At 50.0% G+C, this 16,941-nt stretch carries 13 protein-coding genes and 2 pseudogenes; 14 read left to right on the top strand and 1 reads right to left on the bottom strand.

Annotation, left to right across the window (positions count from 1 at the left end):
- Nucleotides 1–64 precede the first annotated feature (64 nt).
- The 6 genes and pseudogenes from P159_RS0102650 to P159_RS0102630 all read left to right on the top strand — a co-directional run bounded on the left by P159_RS0102650 (nucleotide 65) and on the right by P159_RS0102630 (nucleotide 7,591).
- Entirely contained in the window at nucleotides 65–661 is a 597-nt protein-coding gene (locus P159_RS0102650) for a recombinase family protein (protein ID WP_029541154.1), read from the top strand.
- Between the two features lie 88 nt (nucleotides 662–749).
- Nucleotides 750–1,247 (top strand): annotated as a pseudogene (locus P159_RS21105) (flagellin); the annotation flags it as partial.
- Nucleotides 1,248–3,644: 2,397 nt separating this feature from the next.
- A pseudogene (locus P159_RS21100) lies at nucleotides 3,645–3,902 on the top strand (flagellin); the annotation flags it as partial.
- A gap of 119 nt (nucleotides 3,903–4,021) precedes the next feature.
- A complete protein-coding gene (locus P159_RS0102640) occupies nucleotides 4,022–4,558 on the top strand; it encodes a hypothetical protein (protein ID WP_029541152.1) in 537 nt (178 codons plus the stop codon).
- A 177-nt stretch (nucleotides 4,559–4,735) separates the two neighbouring features.
- The gene (locus tag P159_RS0102635) at nucleotides 4,736–6,169 is read left to right on the top strand and encodes an ATP-binding protein (protein ID WP_029541151.1); all 1,434 of its coding nucleotides are present in this window, start codon (nucleotides 4,736–4,738) and stop codon (nucleotides 6,167–6,169) included.
- A 174-nt stretch (nucleotides 6,170–6,343) separates the two neighbouring features.
- Entirely contained in the window at nucleotides 6,344–7,591 is a 1,248-nt protein-coding gene (locus P159_RS0102630) for an ATP-binding protein (protein WP_029541150.1), read from the top strand.
- 101 nt (nucleotides 7,592–7,692) lie between these two features.
- On the opposite strand, the gene P159_RS0102625 is transcribed toward P159_RS0102630, so the two are convergent.
- Nucleotides 7,693–8,877 carry an iron-containing alcohol dehydrogenase gene (locus P159_RS0102625; protein ID WP_029541149.1) on the bottom strand — a complete coding sequence of 395 codons (1,185 nt, stop codon included), beginning with the start codon at nucleotides 8,875–8,877 and terminating at the stop codon, nucleotides 7,693–7,695.
- A gap of 205 nt (nucleotides 8,878–9,082) precedes the next feature.
- On the opposite strand from P159_RS0102625, the gene P159_RS19050 reads away from it, so the two are divergent.
- From P159_RS19050 to P159_RS0102585, 8 genes are all read left to right on the top strand, one after another.
- Nucleotides 9,083–11,245: a SpoIIE family protein phosphatase gene (locus P159_RS19050; protein WP_051650061.1), complete on the top strand. Its 2,163-nt coding sequence runs from the start codon at nucleotides 9,083–9,085 to the stop codon at nucleotides 11,243–11,245.
- A 31-nt stretch (nucleotides 11,246–11,276) separates the two neighbouring features.
- Nucleotides 11,277–11,597, top strand: a complete 321-nt coding sequence (locus P159_RS0102615; protein WP_029541147.1) for an STAS domain-containing protein — start codon at nucleotides 11,277–11,279, stop codon at nucleotides 11,595–11,597.
- Nucleotides 11,594–12,031, top strand: a complete 438-nt coding sequence (locus P159_RS0102610; RefSeq protein ID WP_051650060.1) for an ATP-binding protein — start codon at nucleotides 11,594–11,596, stop codon at nucleotides 12,029–12,031. The genes P159_RS0102615 and P159_RS0102610 overlap by 4 nt, the downstream gene beginning before the upstream one ends.
- A gap of 11 nt (nucleotides 12,032–12,042) precedes the next feature.
- The gene (locus tag P159_RS0102605; protein WP_029541145.1) at nucleotides 12,043–13,890 is read left to right on the top strand and encodes a hypothetical protein; all 1,848 of its coding nucleotides are present in this window, start codon (nucleotides 12,043–12,045) and stop codon (nucleotides 13,888–13,890) included.
- 205 nt (nucleotides 13,891–14,095) lie between these two features.
- Nucleotides 14,096–14,311, top strand: a complete 216-nt coding sequence (locus P159_RS0102600) for a 4Fe-4S dicluster domain-containing protein (protein WP_029541144.1) — start codon at nucleotides 14,096–14,098, stop codon at nucleotides 14,309–14,311.
- Nucleotides 14,308–15,459: a 2-oxoacid:acceptor oxidoreductase subunit alpha gene (locus P159_RS0102595; protein ID WP_029541143.1), complete on the top strand. Its 1,152-nt coding sequence runs from the start codon at nucleotides 14,308–14,310 to the stop codon at nucleotides 15,457–15,459. The genes P159_RS0102600 and P159_RS0102595 overlap by 4 nt, the downstream gene beginning before the upstream one ends.
- Complete coding sequence (locus tag P159_RS0102590; protein WP_029541142.1) at nucleotides 15,459–16,310, top strand: thiamine pyrophosphate-dependent enzyme; 852 nt, start codon at nucleotides 15,459–15,461, stop codon at nucleotides 16,308–16,310. Before P159_RS0102595 ends, P159_RS0102590 begins: the two co-directional genes overlap by 1 nt.
- Nucleotides 16,307–16,840, top strand: coding sequence for a 2-oxoacid:acceptor oxidoreductase family protein (locus P159_RS0102585; protein ID WP_029541141.1), 534 nt, complete (start codon nucleotides 16,307–16,309; stop codon nucleotides 16,838–16,840). Before P159_RS0102590 ends, P159_RS0102585 begins: the two co-directional genes overlap by 4 nt.
- Nucleotides 16,841–16,941: the final 101 nt, after the last annotated feature.

Raw genomic sequence — 16,941 nt, 5'->3', positions numbered from 1 at the left:
CGCGGGCAAGCCCCTTGAAGTATTTTGAAATAAGGAGTATGGTGGGGGTGGGAGGCGATTATTTATGGGAAACATATACGGTTATGCAAGGGTGAGCACCAGAGAGCAGAATACGGACAGGCAAGTGCTGTCCCTGCGGAAGGCCAAGGTGCCCAACAAGTGCATACTCATTGACCGTGTGTCTGGCAAGGACTTTCAGAGGCCTGCGTATCAGAGGCTGCTGAAAAAGCTGAAAAAGGGTTCACTGCTCTACATTCATTCTTTGGACAGGTTGGGCAGGAACTATCAGGAAATCATTCGGGAATGGCGGCGCATTACCAAGGAAAAGGGGGCAGACATAGTGGTACTTGATATGCCGCTGTTGGATACCCGTAAAGGGAAGGATTTGATTGGGACTTTCCTTAGCGACCTGGTATTGCAAATTTTGTCCTTTGTGGCAGAGAATGAAAGGACCAGCATACGCCAGAGACAGGCGGAGGGTATTGCTGCCGCCAAGGAGCGTGGGGTACGCTTTGGCAGGCCCCAACGTAAAATCCCTCAGGAATTCTATCGGCAGTGCGAAAAGTGGCGTCAGGGCAAGGTAACTCTGGCACAAGCTGCCGAGAAGTGTGGCATGCCAGCTTCTACATTCTACTACAAAGCACGCCATATCAGAAACTAAAAAGAGAGACCATTTTCAAAAAGGTATACTTTTTGAAAAGAAATTCAGCTTAAGGAAATTCCATTTTCGCCGATAACTATTATGTAGCATGAAAAAGAGACCGTTTATAAAAAAGTATACCTTTTGGAAAAGAGTGAGTCGTCCATGGATGGGGGACAAGGGGGTAAGGAATATGGCAATGACAGTGATGAACAACCCTTCGGCCATGATGAGCCTGGGGGAGCTCAATAAGAACGTGTCCAAGCTGGGCAAGGATCTGGCTAAGGTGGCCAGTGGGCAAAAAATCGTGGGCGCCGGGGACGGAGCCTCTGAGTATGCCATTTCTGAAAGAATGCGGGTGCGCAAACGTGCATTGGACAGGGACGAGGCGAACGTGCAGACGGGCATTTCCCTGCTGAATGTGGCGGCAGGTGGCATTCAGCAGCAGATAGAGATTATGAAGAACATCAAGGCCAAGGTCATAGATGCAGATAATGACAGCAATACGGATCTGGACAGGGTGACCATTCAGAAGGAGATTTCCCAAGGGTTCGAGCATATTAATGATATTGCGTATGAGACGAATTACAATGGGAAGCTGCTGTTGGTGGGTAGCAAGGAGATTGAAAGGATTACCACCTGGGAAAAACTTCCGCAACCAATGATTGTAGAAGACAGTGACCTTCATTTGATACCAGATGTGTACGATAGGCTGGATGGAATAGAGGGACCCTTTGATACGATGCCGTTTTTTGATGAAATATCCTCCACAGCAGAACCATTGCTAGGGTCGGATAGTGTAGTCACAATGTCAGGGGGCACATCAAGCACTCGTGATAATCCGCAGACATCTACTCCAGGAACGTTATCAGTGGATTTTAGTATGTATGCTGACGGCACTGCTGCTGATGGTGTGGGGTTCTATACTAGCGACTCTTCTCATGGAACAAAATATTATGTTCTTACTACCAATCCAGGCAAGAATTATAGGCATGGCAGCACTGCAACTGAAGAAAATGTAATCGAAATAGATGTAAGTGGCTGCAATACCTCTGCTGATATAGCTGCAAAGGTGGCAAGTGTTGTCAAGAATGTAGGTGCTATTGGTAATGCAACAGCTAATGGTACTGCTGTGGATATGACTACATCTACTTATGGCTCGGCTGCTAATAATACCAAGGTCGAAGGATGGGCAGAACCAGGTGCGGTTGCAAAGCGAAATAATCACGATGGTGTGCCTACAACTTATGGACGTACTGGAGCTGTACATACGGAGTTATCCTATTTTAAAAACTCTAACAGAAGTATCAGTGCAAGTGGTACAGCACCCCAAAACGCGACTGTACAACCAGCTGTTTATGATAACGTATTAATAGGATACGAAAAAAATGAGCTTGATGAATATATTCCTGTTTATAAACCAGTTTTAGTGTCTCCTGAAATAAAAAAAGATGGAGTTAATGGAACATATGCAAATATGAATCTCAACCTTAATACGGTGGAAGCAGGTTCTGGTGTACGTATCACTGGTTCTACTGGTACAGCGTATGTACGTTTTGTTAGGGGCAGTGGAGGCACACCAAGTGAAATACCTCGCGACAATACTGGTGTTTATATTTTTGATCTCAATGCTAAATATGATTCACAGGCTCTTTGCGTTTGGGACAATTTAAATAATAAGAGCACTAGAAGTTGTGGGGTTAACGTTTCTTATGCCAATGGCACACTTAGCTTGGTGTCACAGTATATGGGAGATACTATTACGGTTATTGACGGGTTTGATAGCAACTCAAACGGTGCTATGCAGGGCGCGCCTGGCAAGGATTCGACCTATACTGATGTGAACTTTCAGCCAGTACTGGCATATCCAAATACAGTGACTGCTACTGGAGGAGCAGATGCTGGAGCAGAGCATGATGGCAACAGGGCAAGCTATACCATTGACTTATCTAATCCTACAGACTACGATACCACGGACAGTGATGTATTGGAGAGCTTCATTGAAGAACTGAAGGGTAAAAATCTTAATGTTGTTGGCTACAGTTGGGAATTTATAGATACGAAAGTAGATATTTCTTTTGATGCAATGAAGCACTCTGCCTCAAACCGTGTTATAGATTTGAATGCCTTGAGAAATGCTGTAAGTAATGGAGATACTATTGCCGATGCTTTTATAAATTTGATGGTCGCTAACAATCCATCATATTACAATGGCGTTAGTTGTTTTGAGGATGCCAGTGTTGGGGGAACCAAAGCGTTAAAAATTAATGCCTACAACAAGAATTTAGCTGGCAATAGCGATACTATTAGTATTACAAAGGGAATTATGAGTGCCTATACGATTGATTTTTCCAATGTTTCAGGCATACCTGATAATTTGTATAATAAAGGGTTCAGGGTCTATTGTGCTACTTGCCCTGAGCAGTGGATGAATTTCCAATTCGTAGATGGCAATGATTCACAGAATGCGCTTCGTCCTAAAGGTATATCTGGAGCTGATTTCAAAACCACATTGATTGATGTTTCTAATGTTACGGATGTTGAATCCTTGGTTCAGACAATATATGACCAAGGAGGAGATGGCTTGGAGCATATGAAAAATAACCACTCCCATTTTCTGCATTTTGCAGCAGATCCGGAAGCTGGTAAACTTACAGTTTATGATGATCGTATGTTTGATTTGAGAGAGCGGCGAGAAAGATATAGGGATTTGCAAGAAAAAGGAAGTAAACTTGCCGATGGCCTCTACGATGATGTTCAGCTCATGACTCGCAAACTTTATGTTAATGACTTGATTATTCATCACACGGATAAGGCAAGCATGAATATTCATTTGCAAATTCCTCAGACTTCTATGGATCATATCTTTGGCTACAATACAAAAATTAAAAAATATACAGATTACGATGTCCTCACAGTTGAGCACCGTGAAGAACTTTTGGGCAACCAGGCGGGCAAGATGTCCCGTGATGGCACCCGTATGGTCACTAAGGACGAGCCAGGGCTGCTTGACCAAGCCATCCAGTACCTTGCCGATGCTGCCACCTTGGTAGGTGCCCAGACCAGCCGTCTGGAGACAACCCATGATAACATCATCGTCCAGCAGGAAAGTACCGCTGCTTCCGAATCCACCATACGGGATGCGGACATGGCCAAGGAAATGACGGAGTACACCAAGAGCAATATTCTTTCCCAGGCGGCCCAGTCTATGCTGGCTCAGGCAAATCAGAACAGTAGCAGTGTCCTGTCACTCCTGCAATGAATTTGCCAATATCTCCATCAGCCACACCCTCCATTGGCTGATGGAGGTGTTTCTTTTATTCGGGCAATGATTGTGGCACTTGGAAGGGATATGCCATAACAAAAGGAGGAGCGGATTATATGGAAGGCGAGTTGAAGAATTGTCCTTATTGTCATAAGGTCTATCTGGATAGGGGAGAGGATTGCTGCCCGCATTGCAAGGATAAGCAGGAAGCCCAGCGGCAGATGGTGCGGGAGTATATGGACAGCCATCTGGCCACCGACCTTATATCCATCGCCCATGGCACGGGCCTTTCCTTCAAGACCATTATGAGAATGAAGCGGGAAGGTTTCCTGACCCCACAGCGGCTGCAGGAACCACATCGCTGCAAAACTTGCGGCGCAATCATTGATGAGGGGCTTTATTGCATGAACTGTGTAGCGGCTTTTTCCCAGAAACGTGCGGATCTGGCCTCCCGAAGGATGCGTGACAATATGTATAGTGGCCGCTGGGGGGAGCGACGTATGGCAGACAGCAAGTTTTTGGTGGACACCTTTGCCAAGTATGGCGGCATTGGGCGGCCCCTGCTGAAAAGTGAGCGCGCAAGACAGAGGCGGCGAAGGATTTTGGAAAGTACGCTGTATGAGTATGTGGACATGTATGGTGACAGAAAGTAGCTGTCATTAGATATTGATAGTAAAAGCTGTGCATGAGTGTTGTATTTGCTTATGCACAGCTTTTTCTAGTTCAATTTTAGTTAGATGTTTATTCAACTTGGCCTTTTGTTGTAGCGTTGTATATGGTATTATATAATCACGATTATAATAATCATGATTATATAAGGCGGTGAGATTATGTTTGTTGGGCGCAAGCGGGAGCTGAAGTTTTTGCAGGAGCGCTATGATTCTGACAGAGCTGAACTGGTGGTGCTGTATGGACGGCGGCGGATTGGCAAGACAGAGCTCCTGTATCAGTTCTCCAAAGACAAACAGGCAGTTTTTTATGCCTGTACGGAGTGCACTGGTACAGAACAGTTGGCTCGCTTCTCCAAGCGATTGCTGCAGTCTGGAATGGTGGCGGCCAGGTATATCAGCGTCTTTTCGGATTGGGAGGCGGCTTTTCATAGTATAGTTGACCTGCCCTCGGAGAAGAAGAAACTGCTAATAGTTGATGAATTTCCCTATATGTGCAAGGCGAACCCGGAGATTCCTTCACTCTTGCAGAATCTTTGGGACCATGAGCTATCCAGGCAGAATGTCATGTTGGTGCTCTGTGGCAGTTCCATGAGTTTTATGGAGCATGAAATTCTTGGAGAGAAGAATCCGCTCTATGGCAGGGCAACGGGAATCTATAAGTTGCGGCCCCTGTCCTTTCAGGAGAGTAGGGATTTCTTCCCCGGTTATACATTGGAAGAGCAGCTGACGGCGTATGCTATACTTGGGGGGATTCCTTATTACCTGATTCAGTTTCGTGCGGAAATCTCTCTGTCGGAGAATATTCGGGAGAATATTTTGAGAAAGGGATGCGTTCTTTATAATGAAGTGGAATTTCTGCTTCATCAGGAATTGCGGGAAACCAGTGTTTATAATGCCATCATTGAAGCAGTGGCTCTGGGAAACAACACCATGGCTCTGATCCATAGCAAGACACAGATAGAGAAGACGAAAATAAGTGTCTATCTCAGAAATTTGCTGGAATTGGGACTGGTGGAGCGTGAGTTTTCTGTTTTGGCTTCAGATAAAGAGCGGGCAGGCAGCCAGCGGGGCTTATATAAGCTTACAGATGAGTATTTCCGTTTTTGGTATTCTTTTGTTTACAGCAATCATTCCGAGCTGGAGACCGATGATGTGGCTGGGGTATGGCAGTATCAGGTGGAGCCGCAGCTGCATCAGTTTGTCTCCCATAGTTTTGAAAAAGTATGCATAGAATATATGCGTCTTCTTAATCAAAAGGGAGAGTTGCCTTTCCATTTTGCAAAGGTTGGCCGTTGGTGGGAGAGCGTGACTCATACAGTTGAGGGCAAAAATAGAGCTGTAGCAGAAGAAATTGATTTTGTGGCCACGGACAGGGAGCGCAAGCAGTATCTGCTAGGTGAGTGCAAGTTCCGCCATGAACGGGCAGACGTTGAAGTGCTGGGCAAATTGAAGGAAAAGTTCCCTGTCAATAAGTATAAGGGCGAATATCACTATGTTATCTGCTCATTCTACGGCTTTACAGATAAGCTGAAGAGAATGGCAGACAAGGAAATGGTTTTGTTGGTTGAAGCGAAAGATATTTCCCATGCATAACTTTTTCATGCATCAAGAACAGCTGTATTTCAATTGCAAAAAAATACAATTGAAATACAGCTGATGTATGTTTCTAAAAGTGCGTAAAATAGCAGAATACAGTTGATAGTATAACATTTGTAAGGTAAAATAAGGACAGATGAAGTTTTTCTATGAATGGGTGGTGAATTTAGTATGAAGGAGAACAAGACCTTAGAATTCAAGGAAGACATAACGAATACCTTTCTGAAGACTGTCAGCGCTTTTTCCAACTATGGCGGTGGCAGTATCATTTTTGGTGTTCGCGATGATGGCAGTATTGCGGGGCTGGCTGACCCGGAGAAGGCCTGCCTGGATATTGAAAACAAAATCAATGATACGATACAGCCACAGCCTGATTACGAGCTGACTGTACAATATGAAAAGAAGACAGTAACCTTGAAGGTTCATGCTGGCATGGAAAAGCCATATATGTATAAATCGAAGGCCTACCGCAGAAACGACACGGCGACTATCGAAGTGGATAAGCTGGAATTGACCAGGCTTATTTTGCAAGGGCGTAACCTGAATTATGAACAGCTGGCGGCCAAGGCGCAGGATCTGACCTTTCAATCGCTGGAGCGAAAAGCTGTGCAGGAAATAGGAATCAGTCAGCTGAACCGCGATGTTCTGAAAACTTTGGACTTATATTCTGATACAGAGGGGTTTAACCATGCGGCTGAACTGCTGGCAGACAGAAATTCCTTTCCCGGGATAGATATGGCGAGATTTGGGGATTCTATCAGCATTATTCTGAAACGTGTCACCTATGAGCATATGTCTGTCCTCGATGAATTAGAGCAGGCGGTGCAGGTCTATCGGGATTATTATCAATATGAGGTCATCAAAGGTGTGGAACGGGTAAAGGTGGAGAAGGTTCCTGAAGTAGCATTCCGCGAAGCTCTGGCCAACGCCCTTATTCATCGTACTTGGGATGTGAATGCCCATATCCGTGTGCTGATGTTCGAGGATAGGATTGAGATTACCTCTCCCGGCGGCTTGCCCAGTGGCATGACAGAGGATGAATATCTTAAGGGCAGCGCCTCCGTGCTTAGGAATCCCATCTTAGGGAACATTTTTTACCGTTTGCATATCGTAGAGATATTGGGGACAGGAATCCTGCGCATTCGCGGGGCTTATCGGGGCAGTGGCAAGCGCCCTGCATTCGAGGTTTCCGACAACGTTATCAAAGTAGTGCTTCCTGTATTAGACAGCCTTGAATTGACTGAGGATGAGAAAATCATCTATGATGCGCTAAGCAGTACCATGCCCAAATCTGCTGGAGATATTACTAATTCCGTCCCCTTTGGCAGATCTAAGGTTATAGCTGTTTTAAAACGACTGATTGCCAAGAACGCTGTGGTGGTTCATGGCAATGGTAGGGGAACCAAGTACAGCAGGTAGGTTGAAAGTTTTTCCTCATATTGATTCGTTGAAATTTAAGGGGACTCTGCAAGTGATGATTCACTCATGCACAGTCCCCTTTGATGTATATGCGTTTCTGCTTAGTGGTTGGCCATATTATAGATTTCCATGGCCGTTTCCTTGTCAATCGGATGGAAGGTGGCCACGGTCTTGGTGCCGTTGGCGGTCACCATATCGGCCAGGTATTCAATCATTTCCTTGTTCTGGACGCCTATGCCCAGTTCCGTGAAATTGGTGGGCATGTCCAGTTCCTTGAAGTAGGCAATGGTGATCTCGATGCCTTTCTGGGCTTTTTCTTCCACGGTGCCCTCTGTGATATCCCAGACCTTTTCTGCAAATTTGGCGAAGCGCTCCGGGTTGTCCTGCCAGACATAGCCTGCCCAGCTGCCCCAGACGGTGGTGAGGCTGGCGCCGTGGGTGACGTCGAATCTTCCAGAGAGTTCGTGGCCCAGCTTGTGGCAGGCGAAGTCCTTGGCACGGCCCAGGCCGGTGAGGTTGTTGTGGGAGAGGCTGCCGCACCACATGATCTCGCTCATGGCATCGTAGTTTTTCGGGTCATGCAGCAGGGTGCGGGAATGTTTGATGACGTTCTTCATGAGACCCTCGGCGATAAGGTCGGTCATGTCGTTGGGGGCAGGGTCCGTGGTGAAATAGCGCTCCATGGTGTGCATGAGGATGTCGGCGATGCCGCAGAAGACCTGACGCTTGGGGGCGGTGAAGGCCAGCTCCGGGTTCATGAAAGCCAGCGTGGGCCTGTTGAGGTCGGTGTTGAGGCCGGACTTCTTGCCTGTTTCTTCATTGGTGAGCACCGCGGAGTCGCTGGTCTCGCTGCCGGCGGCAGCCAGGGTCAGTACGGCCCCTATGGCGGTGGTTTTTTCCAGCTTTACCTTGCCGCTCCAGAAGTCCCAGATATCCACACCCGGGTTGGCTACGCCGTGAGCCACGGCTTTGGCGGAGTCTATGACGCTGCCGCCGCCTACAGCCAGGATGAAGTCGGCCTTGAAAATCATGGCGTCATTGATAGCACCACGCACCCAGGCCAGCCGGGGATTGGGCTTCACGCCGCCCCGCACCTGAAGGGAGAGGCCTGCTGCCGTCAGCTGGCTCTCGATGCGGGGCAGCAGGCCTGTCTCGATGACGCTGCCGCCGCCATAGACGATGAAGACCCGGCTCTTGCCATAGGCTTTGATTTTTTCTGCAATATGTTCTTCAGCGCCTTTGCCGAAGACGATTTCTGTGGGGCATTTGAAGTTGAAAGATTGCATGTGCTGTTACCTCCATGTTGGCTAGAAAAAGGTATTTGTTTAATCATAGCATAAAACAAGTTCCTTTTTGAAGTTCTAGACAAAAGCCTTTATGTCCTGCCAGGGGAAAGAAAAAGGGATGGATATTTCAAAAGGAATTTGATGTGCTTTGTAGAATATAAAAAGGAGCGGCAGAGAATATGTTTTGGGGATAGGAGATTTTACGATGGCTAAATATCTGCCTCTGGCCTTGGTGGCCTTGCTGCCGGTGCTTCTGTCAGCCGTGCTTTATTGGGCATATAGCAAGCCGCTTTCCCAATGGAGTCCAAGGAAGAAGCAGTTGCTGGCAGGATTTTGCTTTGGCCTGGCAGCGGTTTTCGGCACGGAGTTTGGAGTGCCTATGGACGGTTTGCGGGTCAATGTCCGGGATGCGGCTCCTATTTGTGCCGGACTTATTTTCGGTGCGCCCGCCGGCATTATGGCCGGGCTTATCGGCGGCATAGAAAGATATCTGGCGGCCTGGTGGGGTGCGGGGTTCTACACTCAGCTGGCCTGTACTTTGGGGACAATGTTCGCTGGTTTCTTTGCGGCGGGACTCAGACGCTATATGTTTGAGGACAAGAAGCCTGGCTGGGTATACGGCCTGGCGGTGGGAGGCGTGGCGGAAATCGTCCACATGACCCTGATTTTCTTCACCAATATGGATGATGCCAGGACAGGCTTCCACTTCATCCAGCTCTGCACCGGACCTATGGTTACTGCCAATGCCTGCTCGGTCATGCTGGCTTTGCTGGTGGTGGGAATCATGGGCAAAGAAAAGATCATCCGGCGGGAGGGCGTGCCCCATATTGCCGAGACCTTTCAAAAGTGGCTGTTGGTTTGCATCGTGGTGGCTTTTGGCTGTGCTTTTTCCTTTACCTATGCGCTGCAAACCCGTATTTACCATGGCACCATGGAGGAAACTTTCCGTCAGAATCTAGAGGATCTGAAGCGGGAAATCATCTCCGTGGCCGGGCGCAATGAAATGCTCAAGGCCAAAGGGGGAGAGGATGACCCTGAAGGAAAATTCTTCGACGGCTCTCAGGAGGATCCCGGGCTGCTGATAGGCAGCATCACTGAGAACTGGCACGTGGGAGACAGCGGCTATCTGCTGGTCTTTGACCAGGAGGGCAGGCTGAAGAGCACGGCAGTGGGAGCAGAAGAGGAGATTACGGAGGGAAATACCCAGATTGACTGGCCGAGCCTGGAAGAAGGGGAAATATCCTTGGCCATAATAGGGGGCAAGGAGGCCTATGTGATGTGGCAGGAGGCGGGAAGGTACCGCACCATGGCAGTGGCGCCAGTGGAAAAGGCGGACTTTTCCAGAAACCTTTCTGTCTATCTCATGACCTTTGTGATAGTGCTGATTTTTTCCGCCCTCTTCATTCTCATCTACTGCCTGATACGGCGGCTGATTGTGGACAAGATTCACAGCATCAACAAGTCTCTGAGCCGCATTACTGCCGGGCAGCTGGATGTGGTGGTGGATGTGCGCAGCAGCGAGGAATTCACTTCCCTGTCCGACGACATCAACAATACAGTGGCCACTCTCAAGCATTATATTGACGAGGCGGCGGCCCGCATTGACAGGGAACTGGAATTTGCCAGGGAAATACAATATTCGTCCCTGCCCTCCATCTTTCCGCCCTTTCCCCAGCGCAAGGAATTTGATATCTACGCTTCCATGGATACTGCCAAGGAAGTGGGGGGGGATTTCTATGATTTTTACTTTGTGGGTACGGACAAGCTGGCTTTTGTCGTAGCTGATGTGTCCGGCAAGGGAATACCTGCCGCCATGTTCATGATGAGGGCCAGGGCTGTAATCAAGGCGCTGGCAGAAACAGGAATTTCTGTGAACGAGATTGCCCGGGATGCCAATGACACTCTATGCCAGGGCAATGAGCGCGGCATGTTCGTGACTGTGTGGCTGGGTATTCTGGACATCAACACTGGAGAACTTGATTATGTGAATTGCGGTCATACAGCTCCCTATATCCTGCACCCGGAGGTCGGAGGGGAATGGGTGAAGAAGAAATCCGGCATCATGCTGGGGAGTGTGGAGGATGTGCCTTACACTTCCCGTCATATTACCCTCAGTCCCGGTGATATCATTTACCTTTACACGGACGGAGTGTCCGAGAGCAACAATGAAGCAGGAGAGTTCTTCGGGGAGGCAAGGCTGGAGGAAATCCTGCAGGAGGGCAGGGGCTTGGAGGTGGCTCCTCTCTGTGTGAAAGTGAAGGAGCGGCTTGATGCCTTTGCCGACGGGACTGAGCAGTTTGACGATATCACCATGCTTGCTCTGCGCTTTGGCAGAGTGGCAGAAAATGATATACCTGATATTCAATAGATGTACATGTATACTATAAGGAGAAATTGCTATGAACATCACTGAAAAGAAGCAGAATAACTGGCTGGTACTGGCTCTTACGGATCGCCTTGATACCCAGACGGCGCCGGAGTTGGAGCAGGTGGCCATGGGCAAGCTGGGCGATGGTGTGCAGATGGCTCTTGAGCTTTCGGAGCTTCAGTACATAAGCAGTGCAGGGCTCAGGGTGCTTTTGATGATCATGAAAAAGGCCAAGGCTGCGGGAGGCAAGGCTGCCTTGGTGGGGGTTGGCGGCATGGTGGGAGAGATACTGGAGGAGTCCGGTATAGATGCTTTCTTTGAACAGTATGAGGATTTGGAGGCACTGCCGTGAATAGGGAAGAATGGAAAGATTTCCCCGCCAGGCAGTCAAGCTACGAGGAAATGCTCGCTTATGTGCTGTCCTGTGCCGAGGAAGCAGAAATGCCCATGAAGCGGCAGCTTAAGTTGCAGCTGGGTTTTGAGGAAGCCGTGATAAATGTCATTTCTTATGCCTACGAACCGGGTGAAGAGGGGAAGGTCTGGCTGAAAGTTTATCAGGAAAATGAAGAGTTGGTGCTGGAAATAAAGGACAGTGGCAAGCCATTCAATCCCTTGCTCAAGGAAGATGCGCTGGAAAACAGGCCCCAATCTTTGGAGGAAACGGAGATAGGGGGACTGGGCATCGCCTTTATGCGCCGGGTTTTTGCAGATATCTGCTATCATTACGGACTGGAAGAGGGGCTGTACTGCAATCATCTGACCTTGAGATTCGCCTTGGCTATATAGGAGGATGCTCTATGAAAAATCCTTTTGAAACAGCCACCGAGGGCATGTCGAAGGAAGAGAAGGAGGCACTTCGCAAAGCATGCGGCATTGGTACCACTGTGCTGGCGGCAGATATTGAAGCGGTGGAGCAGCTGGATGATGAGGAGAAGACTTTCTTTGATCCCAGGGGCTTTATTTCCCCATATTTTTCCTTGCAGCGCATCTACAAGGTGCAGGGAAATATTTCACCTCTTCATTTCAATCGGGTAGTCTTTTCTGCTTTTGAAACTGACAAGAATCTCAGGTGCAATTACTGCGAGTTGCAGGGCAAGTGGGTAAAATTGATCTTCAAGTTGCGACGAGTACAGCCTGAGATTATCTACCGCAATATTGCCCAACAGGGCTTGGGCAGTGAGGAATTGGATGCTGCCTTGATGAAACTGTCTGAGGCAGAAAGGCGCAGACCGTTCTCGTTGACCCGGGAACCGTTGGTGCGCTTTATGGTGGTTAGAACCTCGTCAAATGAATTTGCAGTGGTAGTGACGGGGTTGGGATTGGTCATGAGCCATTTGGATATGGCGAAGATCATTGTGGAATCCCAGGGCTATGAGTATCGTGAAAACAGGAACCAGTTTACGCCAGCAGCTTTGCGGCAGGAAAACAAAGAACTTACCGGGACAATTATGGGATACTGGCAAAAAGTGCTGGACGATCTGCCCATGAAGCCTGTCCTGCCGGGATTCAAGCCCGATACGGATAGTTTTTCCCAGAGTGCCTATCGGGTGGTAATCCCTTCTGAAACGGCGCATCTGTTGAAGAGTACCGGGGGAGATATCTACCGCATGATGGGGCTTTTGTATATGGCCTGGGGTCTTTTTCTGCAGTATGAGAATCACACCGGGGACACTTATTTTCTGCTGCTTTCCAACGAAGGGAAAAAGGGGGCGGGAGGCAACCTGGGTATGATACCCGTGCGTCTGAAATGCCCTCCCAAGGAGACGTTAGACAGTGCGGCTTCAAGGCTTGCCAAGCAGCTTTCTCTCTCCAGTCCCTTCAGCTGTTTTGAGCGCAACGGGCTGGAAACACTGCTGGGGGAGCGGCGAGGTCTTTTTGACCACTTCCTGAATTTCCATGCTTTCACAGGGATGGGGGTAGATTATGCCAGTGCAGAGGGCACTTTCGCTGGTACTCAGGTTTATGAGCAGTCATGGGATGCTCAGGGACTTCCATTGGGCATTTATTTCCAGTATGTGGAAGGCAGCATTTCTCTTTCGATTCTCTACAACCGCTACAGCATAAGCGAGAAGGGGTTGGGGGAGCTTTGCAGGCGCTACATCGTGACCCTGCACACCATGCTGCTGCAAATGGACAGGCAGGTTGCTTCCTTTGGGCAGGGCCTCAGAATACGGCTGGAAAGCAGGGAAGAGAGTCCCGAGTCTCTTTCGGAGCGGAATATCATGGCTTATCTCAAGGAACTGTCATTTTTTCAGGGTATTTTGGAAGAGAAGCTCTATCAGGTGGCCAGGGCTGCGAAATTGCGTACGTATTTTGAGAATGACCAGATCATGATGAACCATGATTATGGTCAGATGTTCTTCCTTTTGGAAGGCAGGGTGGCCAGACTTATGGATCCCGGCTCTGGCTGGTATAGCATGCTGGATGTAGCCAAAGAAGGGAAAATCCTTAATGAGACAGTGATGATGGAGCGGTGCAAGTCCAGCGTCATGGGAGAGGTGCTTAGCGAAAAGGCCAGGATTCTTATCGTACCGCTGCCTCAGTTAATGGATCTGGCCCTGGGGAGTAATTCTTTCCGCAAGCACATTACCTTGCATATCTTGGGAGAAATGGAAAAATATCAGCGCCGTTGGGTTAGTAGTTAAAAATATGTTTTATTATGACAAGAAAGACAGGCATGGCCGTGCATCACGGCTATGCTTTCTCTTTTGTTGCACAAAAATAAACAAAACTACTGGATTTTTATACAGATATCTGTTATTATGTAAAGCATATTGCTGATGGATTATAGTTTGTATACAAAAATGTTATATTGCGATGTGTAAATGTGTGTTTTTGGGAGGGATGGCCATGCAATCTGAGATCACGGTGAAAGAGGCCAGGTGCAAGGGCTGCGGCATTTGCGCCGAGTTCTGCCCCAAGCAGGTGCTGGAGGTCAGCGAGCTGGGCAAGATACAGGTAGTGAACGGGGAGGCCTGCATAGGCTGCGGCCAGTGCGAGCTGCGTTGCCCGGATTATGCAATTTTTGTGGATAAACTTGCAGAGGTAAAGGGGGCGAGGGCATGACTAAGGCAAGATTGATGCAGGGCAACGAGGCCTGCGCTGAAGGTGCTATTGCGGCAGGGGTCAGATTCTTCGCGGGTTATCCCATTACCCCGTCTACGGAAATTGCTGAGGCCATGGCCAAGCTGCTGCCCCAGCACGGCGGCAAGTTCGTGCAGATGGAGGACGAGATTGCTTCCATGGGTGCCATCCTGGGAGCTGCCATGGCCGGTGACAAGGTCATGGATGCCACCAGCGGCCCGGGCTTTTCCTTGAAGCAGGAACTAATCGGCTATGCCGCCTGCGCGGAGATTCCCTGCGTGCTGGTGGATGTGCAGCGGGTGGGTCCCTCCACGGGCCAGCCTACGGCGCCTTCCCAGGGGGATGTGATGCAGGTGCGCTGGGGCACCCACGGGGACCATCCCATGATTTCCCTGTGCCCCTGGAGTGTGCGGGAGACCTTTGACCTGACTGTGCAGGCGGTGAACTACGCCGAGCGCTTCCGCACTCCCGTCATCCTGCTGATGGACGAGATGGTGGGACACCTGAGAGAAAGGGTAGAACTGCCGGAAAAGGTGGAGGTATATCCCCGCAGGAGCCCCAAGAAGAGCAGAGCCGAGGGCTATCAGCCCTTTGAGCCGGATGAGGATCTGGTACCAAATGTGGCCAACTTCGGCGAGGGCTATCACATCCATGTGACGGGCCTCATTCACGATGATACGGGCTTCCCTGTAGGCAGCCCCACGGTGACGGAAAAGGCCATCAAGCGGCTCCATGAAAAGATTGACAGGGTGGCTGAGGAAATCATCCATACGGAAAGCTATTTCATGGAGGATGCGGAATATGCAGTGGTGGCTTTCGGCGGCACTGCTCGCACGGCTTATGAGTCTGTGAAGAATATGCGTGAGCAGGGCATGAAGGTGGGGCTGGTCCGCCTCATTACCATCTGGCCCTTTGCTGACAAAATCATTGAGGAACTGGCAGGGAAGGTCAAGGGCATCCTGGTGGCCGAACTGAACTACGGCCAGGTGGTGCACGAGGTGCGCCGGGCTGCCAAGGGCCAGTGCCCGGTGTTGCTCTGCGGCAAGTACAATATGAAGTCCTTTGAGCCGGTGGAGATTGAGGCTGAGATTGAGAAGATGATCAGCGATGTGGAAGGGGGCAGAGCATGATGGCAGAGCTTGAGAGAAGCTATGAGAAATATTTCCGCCAGAACCGCCTTCCGCACCTTTGGTGCCCAGGCTGCGGCAATGGCATTGTCATGAAGGCCATTGTCCAGGCCATTGAGAAAAAGGGCCTGACCCAGGACAATACGGTGATTGTGTCGGGTATCGGATGCTCCTCCAGAGCTTCCGGCTATATGGATTTTGACACCATCCACACGGCTCACGGCAGGGCTATCCCCTTTGCCACGGGCATAAAACTTGCCCGCCCGGAGCTGAATGTGGTGGTCATCACCGGCGACGGTGACTGCACAGCCATCGGCGGCAATCACTTCATCCACGGCTGCCGCAGGAACGTGGACCTGACGGTGGTGTTGTTCAACAACAATATCTACGGCATGACGGGAGGCCAGGCTTCTCCTATGACGCCTATGGGAGGCAAGGCCACCACTGCGCCGTACGGTTCTGTGGACAGGACTTTCGATGCCTGCGCCTTGGCTGAGGCTGCCGGCGCCACCTATGTGGCCCGCTCCACTGCCTTCCATGTGCAGCATTTGACGGATATGATTGCCAAGGGCTTTGACAACAAGGGCTTCTCCTTCATCGAAGCCATGGTGCAGTGCCCCACGGCTTTCGGACGCCGCAACAAGTTCAAGAGCCCGGCGGAGATGCTGAAGTGGATGCGTGACCACTCAGTCATGAAGGCTGCCTGGGACAAGCTGGAGGATGTCAAGAAGGGCGAGGCCATTGGTCAGGGCAAGTTCCCCATCGGCCTGCTTTACGAGAGCTCCGGCAGCGAGCTGGATTACGATGCGGCTTACGATCAGGTCATTGAGAGGGCAGGAGGTGCAGGGAAATGAGGAAACAGCTTAGATTATCCGGCTCCGGCGGCCAGGGTGTCATCACCGCCGCCATCATTTTGGCGGAAGCTGCGGTAGCCGAGGGCAAGGAAGCAGCCCAGTCCCAGTCCTACGGCCCTGAGGCCAGAGGCGGTGCCTCCAAGTCCGAGGTCATCATAGACACGGAGACCATCTATCACCCCCATGTCATCCACCCGGACCTGGTGCTGGCTATGACCCAGAAGGCCGCTGACAAATACTATGAGGACATCGTTCCCGGGGGCCTTCTGGTGCTGGACGAGCAGCTGGTGCCCAATCCCCCTGACTTCCCAAAGACTGTCCGCATTCCCATCACCAAGCTGGCGGTGGAGGAAGTGGGAAAGCCCCTCTTCGCCAATATCGTGGCTTTGGGAGCCCTGGTGCGCCTCACGGACATTGTCTCCTTTGACACCATCAAGGAGTCAGTGGCCCACAGAGTGCCCAAACACACCGTAGAGCAGAACATGCACGCCCTGCAGGTGGGCTGGGATGCTGCGGATAAATTAGCATGAAAAATTGACTGACCGCTTGCCTTAGGGCAGGCGGTTTTGTCTTTTGCAGCAATACATTTTTTGTCCCCGTGGGAAGGATTTCCGTGGGTGGGGGAGAATAC

Source organism: Selenomonas sp. AB3002 (genome assembly GCF_000702545.1).
Lineage (GTDB): Bacteria > Bacillota > Negativicutes > Selenomonadales > Selenomonadaceae > Selenomonas_B > Selenomonas_B ruminantium_A.
Note: the sequence above shows the minus strand (reverse complement) of the source record. Positions and strands in the feature narration are given on the sequence as shown.

Bases quoted from the DNA above. Each gene is read 5' to 3' on its own strand.
- P159_RS0102625 (WP_029541149.1), bottom strand. From the start codon at position 8,877: ATGCAATCTTTCAACTTCAAATGCCCCACAGAAATCGTCTTCGGCAAA.
- P159_RS0102590 (WP_029541142.1), top strand. From the start codon at position 15,459: ATGGCAGAGCTTGAGAGAAGCTATGAGAAATATTTCCGCCAGAACCGC.
- P159_RS19050 (WP_051650061.1), top strand. From the start codon at position 9,083: ATGGCTAAATATCTGCCTCTGGCCTTGGTGGCCTTGCTGCCGGTGCTT.
- P159_RS0102585 (WP_029541141.1), top strand. From the start codon at position 16,307: ATGAGGAAACAGCTTAGATTATCCGGCTCCGGCGGCCAGGGTGTCATC.
- P159_RS0102630 (WP_029541150.1), top strand. From the start codon at position 6,344: ATGAAGGAGAACAAGACCTTAGAATTCAAGGAAGACATAACGAATACC.
- P159_RS0102650 (WP_029541154.1), top strand. From the start codon at position 65: ATGGGAAACATATACGGTTATGCAAGGGTGAGCACCAGAGAGCAGAAT.
- P159_RS0102640 (WP_029541152.1), top strand. From the start codon at position 4,022: ATGGAAGGCGAGTTGAAGAATTGTCCTTATTGTCATAAGGTCTATCTG.
- P159_RS0102605 (WP_029541145.1), top strand. From the start codon at position 12,043: ATGAAAAATCCTTTTGAAACAGCCACCGAGGGCATGTCGAAGGAAGAG.
- P159_RS0102595 (WP_029541143.1), top strand. From the start codon at position 14,308: ATGACTAAGGCAAGATTGATGCAGGGCAACGAGGCCTGCGCTGAAGGT.
- P159_RS0102600 (WP_029541144.1), top strand. From the start codon at position 14,096: ATGCAATCTGAGATCACGGTGAAAGAGGCCAGGTGCAAGGGCTGCGGC.
- P159_RS0102635 (WP_029541151.1), top strand. From the start codon at position 4,736: ATGTTTGTTGGGCGCAAGCGGGAGCTGAAGTTTTTGCAGGAGCGCTAT.
- P159_RS0102615 (WP_029541147.1), top strand. From the start codon at position 11,277: ATGAACATCACTGAAAAGAAGCAGAATAACTGGCTGGTACTGGCTCTT.